Annotated in this window: 6 protein-coding genes and 1 pseudogene; 6 read left to right on the top strand and 1 reads right to left on the bottom strand. The window is 53.7% G+C overall.

The features are described from left to right. Window positions 1-293, top strand: a pseudogene (locus tag L692_RS32975) (stalk domain-containing protein); the annotation flags it as partial. A gap of 157 nt (window positions 294-450) precedes the next feature. Then, entirely contained in the window at window positions 451-1,398 is a 948-nt protein-coding gene (locus tag L692_RS0118260) for a radical SAM protein (protein ID WP_025701535.1), read from the top strand. A gap of 133 nt (window positions 1,399-1,531) precedes the next feature. Here the strand turns inward: L692_RS0118260 and L692_RS0118255 are convergent, their stop codons facing one another. Beyond that, window positions 1,532-2,056 carry a 5' nucleotidase, NT5C type gene (locus L692_RS0118255; RefSeq protein WP_232238821.1) on the bottom strand — a complete coding sequence of 175 codons (525 nt, stop codon included), beginning with the start codon at window positions 2,054-2,056 and terminating at the stop codon, window positions 1,532-1,534. 197 nt (window positions 2,057-2,253) lie between these two features. Here L692_RS0118255 and L692_RS0118250 point away from each other — a divergent pair, with 197 nt between their 5' ends. From L692_RS0118250 to L692_RS0118235, 4 genes are all read left to right on the top strand, one after another. Next, window positions 2,254-3,582 carry an ABC transporter substrate-binding protein gene (locus L692_RS0118250; protein WP_025701533.1) on the top strand — a complete coding sequence of 443 codons (1,329 nt, stop codon included), beginning with the start codon at window positions 2,254-2,256 and terminating at the stop codon, window positions 3,580-3,582. A gap of 196 nt (window positions 3,583-3,778) precedes the next feature. After that, window positions 3,779-4,282: a hypothetical protein gene (locus tag L692_RS33585; protein ID WP_232238820.1), complete on the top strand. Its 504-nt coding sequence runs from the start codon at window positions 3,779-3,781 to the stop codon at window positions 4,280-4,282. Then, window positions 4,264-5,559 carry a sensor histidine kinase gene (locus tag L692_RS29305; protein WP_232238819.1) on the top strand — a complete coding sequence of 432 codons (1,296 nt, stop codon included), beginning with the start codon at window positions 4,264-4,266 and terminating at the stop codon, window positions 5,557-5,559. The genes L692_RS33585 and L692_RS29305 overlap by 19 nt, the downstream gene beginning before the upstream one ends. Window positions 5,560-5,564: 5 nt before the next feature. Then, window positions 5,565-6,048: response regulator (locus L692_RS0118235; RefSeq protein ID WP_025701532.1), on the top strand; the 484-nt coding region annotated here is incomplete at its 3' end.

Below are 6,048 nucleotides of genomic sequence, written 5' to 3'. Positions count from 1 at the left end.
CGCTGGCGGCTCTGGCCGATGAGCTGATTATAATGGCTTACGCCTACGGCGATCAGAAGAGTCCGGAGCCGACGGACAAGGTGGACGAAGCGATCCGGCTGGCCCTGAAGCAGACGACGAAGGACAAGCTGGTGCTAGGCATCTCGCTTAAAAGCGAGAATGAAAGCTCCGTTAATACGAAGATCGGCCTGGCCAAGCGCTATGGCCTGAAAGGCATCGCTATTTGGCGGCTCGGACTGATCGGCCAGGCGGCGTGGAACGAGATGGGCAAGTCGGTGGAGCTGGGCGACTGAGGATAAAGGCTGCCTGACCGGAAATCGGGAGATGGCGGAGCTGAGAAATGGAAGCTATAAAAGTCACATATTCCGGGGGCGTAAACCGCTATAATCACTAAGGTTCACGTATCGGGCGCAGCCCGCAATTCTTTTTCTCGGGAGGACCTTAAGAAGCATGACTTACAAATCACTGGAGCTTGTCAAGCCGCAGACCTGGGAGCTGGAGGGGCTGGAGATTGGCGTTACCTCAAGCTGCAATTTTCGCTGCGATTACTGCTGCGCATACAACCGGAATGACGGGCAGAGCCTTGAGGGCAAAGAAATTATCCGCATCCTGGAGGAGCTTCCCTCTCTGAAAAGAGTCCGTTTGTCGGGCGGCGAGGTTACGCTGAAATATGACGATTGCCTGGAGGTTGTCGCTTACTGCGCATCCAGAGGCATTCAAACGCAGCTTAATTCCAACGCGAGCTTGCTAAGTGGAACGCGGATCGACAAGCTGGCCGAGGCGGGACTGACGACGATCCATATCTCGTTTAATTTTACTTCGGCGGACGAGTTCTCACGGTATTACAACATCCACCCTGACGTGTATCACAAAATTCGTGAAAATATCGCGCTGTTCGCGGAGACGAAGGTGGACACCGTGCTGGAAACGCTGCTGTTCAGCGAGACCGAGCGCCGTATGCGGGAAATCAGCGAGCATGTCCATTCCCTTGGCGTCCGCACGCATGAAATTCAGAACAGCATTATTATGGATCACAGCGGCTGGAAAGCGATTGCGGCCCGGGAAGTGCTGAAGCAGGCGGTAAACGATCTGATCGCCCATAAAAAAGAGGATACCGTCCTATATTTCACCTGTATGGACCGGTTTATGGAGGAGCTTGGTTTCCGGGAGCAGCCGGGCGTTTATTTCGCCCACTGCATTGAGGGCAAGAAGCAGCTGCACTTGCACGGAAACGGAGACATTCTGATCTCCGAGCTGTGTCACCCGGTTATTATCGGCAATATTTATGAGGGGACTTCGCTGAAGGATATTTATCAGCCGATGCCTGCGCCGCTGGAGCAGTTTCTGGATCGCCAGCCATGCCCGGCGCGGGATGCGCTGTTCCCGCAGGAAGGATGAGAACTCTGCAGCAGCCCGCCGGGACCCGAGCGGGCGAATAAGTCAGAGGGAGGCTGCCCGCAGTCCGTATTACGGCCCGGGCCGCCTCCCTTTTTTGACATCCCTTGGGCGATTTCACTTGCTCGCTATGTATCTATTCTTTCCCCCGGAAGTATTCCGCCGCCTCAAGCCAGCTGCTCACCCGGTCATATCCGGTTACCCCCAGATTATGCGGCGCCGTGAACAGAATTCCCTGCCCGCAGAAGCGCTCGAAGTGACGGGCGTTGTCGTCAATAAGATAATCGGCGCGGATGATGCTTTTGTTGCCGCAGAATACGAAGTTCATATCGCTCAGGAAATCGAAGTGTTCTCTCAGCCATTCATATTTGGCTGTGAAAGAGCTTGGGACTTCCATCGCAGCGGTAGTAATATAGATATCGAATCGCTCACTGAGCGACCGGATGACTTCCCGGCTGTCCTTCATAACGTCCAGATCGCGGAAGAACAAAGGATCATGCAGGTAATTGAGAATTTCCGTCGCCAGATGGGGGCGAAGCTCCGCCAGCCGCCCGCTTTTTAAATCCTCGGTCGTTACGTTCTCTCCATAATCCCGGTTAAACACGCTCAGATGCTTGGTATTAAAGTCCGCTATCACTTCGTCCATGTCGATTGCAATCACCTTCAATCCGGTTCCCTCCCTGTTATATGAAGCCTCGATTACATTATAGCAACAAGACAATAACGGGACACCGGCAGTGGCGGGCTATTCCTGAATATTTTAGAAACGCGCAACAGAAAATAATGAATTTTATGAGGAAGAGGGTCTGCTATGATTGCAATGTAAGGGCATTCAATAACAGAAAGGGGAGGACAGAATTGAGAAAGAAAACAAAATTGGCTATAAGTGCACTGCTTATCACCGGTCTGTTGGCCGGATGTGGAAATAGCGGAGGGGGCAATAGCTCGGCGGAGGGGAATTCCTCCGGGACCAAAAGCGAGAAGGTGAAGCTGACCTTCTGGAGAAACTCCGGCAATGATACCGAGAACGCGGCGTACGACAAACTGGTCGCTTCCTTCAATGAGAGCCATCCCGATATCAAGGTGGAGATGAGCCCGATCCCGTACGCGGATTATGATACGAAGCTCAGAACGTCCATTGCTTCGGGCAACCCGCCGGATATTATGGCGATTGACGCGCCGAACATGGCTTCCTATGCGCAGGCGGGCGCTCTTCAGCCGCTGACGGAATACTTTAAAAAGGATGGCAATCTGGAAGATATTCCGGAGTCCACCATCAAAACATATACTTACAAGAACGAAATTTACATGGCGCCGCTGACCGAATCCTCCATCGCCCTGTTCTATAATAAAAAGATGTTCGAAGCCAAGGGCATTCCGCTTCCTTCCAAGAATCCGGATGAGCCGATTACGTGGGATCAAGTGCTTGAGGCAGCCCAAAAGCTGAACGATCCGGCTGGCGGCGTCTACGGCATCGACCCAGCCCAAGGCTTCGGCAACGCGGGCGGAACGGCCTACTTCAAATACCCGATCATCTGGCAATTCGGCGGCGAGATTATGAGCGAGGACGGAACGACCGCCAAAGGCTATCTGGATAAGCCGGAAACGAAAAAAGCGCTGCAATTCTTCTCGGATCTGTATAACAAGTCCAAGGTATCCTCTCTGGAATATCCGCCGGACCCGTTCCCGAACAATCAGCTTGCCATGACGATCGACGGTTCGTGGTCGCTGGGCAACTATGCCGACAAGTTCCCGAACTTCAAGCTGGGCGTCGATTACGACATCGCTCCGCTGCCTAAGGAAACGCAGCAGGCCGTAGCGAACGGAAGCTGGGCGCTGGCTGTCTCCGCCAAGAGCAAGAACCCGGAAGCCGCCTGGCAGTTCGTCAACTATGTTACGGGAGCGGAAGGCTCGAAGACGTACTGCTCGATGACCAAAGATATTCCGGCCCGCTACTCCGTAGCGAAGCAATTCCCGGAGCTCAATGAATATCCGAAGAACGTCTTTGTCGTACAGAACCAGAAATACGGCCGACCGCGTCCGATTACGCCGATCTTCCCGCAAATGTCCGAAGCGGTCAACAAGATGATTGAGGAAGTGACGATCAGCGGACGGAATGTTGATGCCGCCGTCTCCGAGGCCATCACTAAAATCGACAAGGCATACGCCGATCTGCCGCAAAAATAAGCATTTGCTATCGATAGAGGAATGAAGAAAATAGATGTACGCAGAAGAGGCGACCGAGGATTTCGGCCGTCTCTTTGGCGGAATTAAGGATGCGGGGAGTCCTCATTCCTTTTTCCTCAATAAAGGACTATACTGATTAATGTTTATCGGCGCGAAAGCGAAGAGGTGTACCCTTGGAGGGAGGAGCTGGAATAGTATGTTGTACTCGCTGCGCAGCCGATTAATGCTGTCTTTTTCCATATTGCTGATCATTCCCTTTACCGCGGCAGTGTTCATATTCAGCAGAGAGTCCGCGAACTTGATCCAATCCTCCATTGAGTCCTCCACACTGCAGACGATCGACCAGTTCGCCTCGCATGCGGATACACTGCTTATGCAGATCGAGGATACCGGGAAACAGGTGCTCAGCAGCCCGTTTACCCAGCAATGGATTACGGTCGCATTAAACGGCGGGAGCTCGGTCGGAGAGAGATACCTGGCGATGCAGCAGCTGCGGAACTTCTTCTCATCCTATACCGTCAATAACTCCAACATTATCTCCGTTTCCGCCTTCAGGGAGGTCGGCGGGGGATCTGGACGCAGGACAAAAGCTATCTGGAAAGTGAATGGTACAAGCAGTATAGACGCTACAATATCCGCTGGACCGGAGCCCACAGAGATCCCGACCAGAGCGATGAAAGCATGCGCGCAAGCGAAGTGAACAGCCTTATTATTCCCCTCGTTCAGCTCCAGTCGCTGAATAATATCGGTGTGCTCAAGATCAACTATCCAACCAGCCTGCTGCGGGGGGATATTGACAAGATCCGGTTTGGCAGCAGCGGGAGAGCCTTTTTGCTGACCGAGGAGGGAATCGGCGTGCTTGACCAGGACTTCGGAGGCAGCAAGCAGGTGCTCAGCGAGGGGCTGGCTTATGTGAAGGCCCACTCCGCCGGACAGCTCAGCGGAATCATTCCGCTGCGGCAGAAGGACAGGAATTACCTGCTGTTCTACCGCAAGCTTCCTGCGCAGAACTGGATTATTATCGGCGAAGTGCCCGAAGACGAGCTGTACGCGAAGATCACCGATATCAAACAGACGTTTCTGCTGGGAAGCTTTGGCCTGCTGCTGCTTGTCATTGCCGTCGCCCTGTGGCTGTCCATCGGGATCACGAAGCCGCTGAGCGCCATGGCGCGGGCGATGAGGCATGTCAAGCACGGGCGGTTCGACCTGGCCTTGCAGCATATGCCCAACGTCGGGACGAGGCGGAGCGAGGTGGATTATGTGGCCAGCGTCTTTGAACAGATGACGCATCGGCTGAAGTATTTGATCGAGACGGAATTCGAGACGGATTTGAGGCGCAAGAATGCCGAATACAAGGCGCTGCTGCTGCAGATCAATCCGCATTTTTTTAACAACACATTGGAAATTATCGGCGGTCTGGCCGCAATGAAGCGGGAGGACCTGGTTATGGACGCGACGGAGGCTCTGGCCAAAATGATGAGATATTCGCTTGATCTGAACAGCGATCTGGTCAGGGTGAGCGAAGAAATCGGCTATATCCGCGATTATTTGCTCATTCAGAAGCTGCGGCATCAGGATAACCTGATGTTCTCCATTCACAGCGATCCCGAGACGGAGTCCCTTCATATCGCGAAATTTATTCTTCAGCCGATTGTAGAGAATGCGGTGAAATACAGTCTGGAAAAGGGAGAGGCCGCAGAGGTGAGCGTGACTTCCGCTCTGCGGGACAGCCGCCTGTGGCTGACGGTCAAGGATAACGGAATCGGCATGACGCAGGAAATGATCACAGGCGTACTTGCGGATACGGAGCTGAAGGGCGGAGTCGGGATATTAAACGATAAAGGACACAGCATCGGCCTGAGGAACACGATATCGCGCTGCCGTCTGTATTACGGAGACTTGTTCGAGATTTCAATTGAATCGGAGGAAGGCGGGGGCACGGCCATTACACTGAAGCTGCCGCCGGTAAGGAGCTGAAAGCTATGTACACGATTATGCTGGTCGATGACGAGAAGGGCATTCGCGACAGCATCAAAGCGAAGATTAACTGGGAGGAAGCCGGCTTTGAAATTGCATATGAAGCGTCCAGCGGCGGCGAAGCGCTTGAGCTGCTGGAAAAGGGGCCGCTTCCCCAATTCCTTCTCTCCGATATCCGGATGCCGAAGATGAACGGCATAGAGCTTATCTCCATTTGCAAGGAGCGCTATCCGGGAATGCGGACGGCCGTGCTCTCGGGATATTCGGATTTCGAATATTTGAAGGCCGCTATTCAGCTTGGCGTCAAGGACTACCTGCTGAAGCCCGTCGCCCGGGGCGAGCTGACCGAGATGCTCGCCAGAATCGCCGAGGACATCGGCTCCGAGCAGGAGCGGCTCCGCGCTTCGGAACGGGAGCGGCATCAGAAGAATGAGCAGCTGCTTATGCTGCAAGAGCATTACTTGCTGCAGCTGGTTAAAGACGAATGGT

The organism is Paenibacillus forsythiae T98, from assembly GCF_000520735.1.
Lineage (GTDB): Bacteria > Bacillota > Bacilli > Paenibacillales > Paenibacillaceae > Paenibacillus_AQ > Paenibacillus_AQ forsythiae.
Note: the sequence above shows the minus strand (reverse complement) of the source record. Positions and strands in the feature narration are given on the sequence as shown.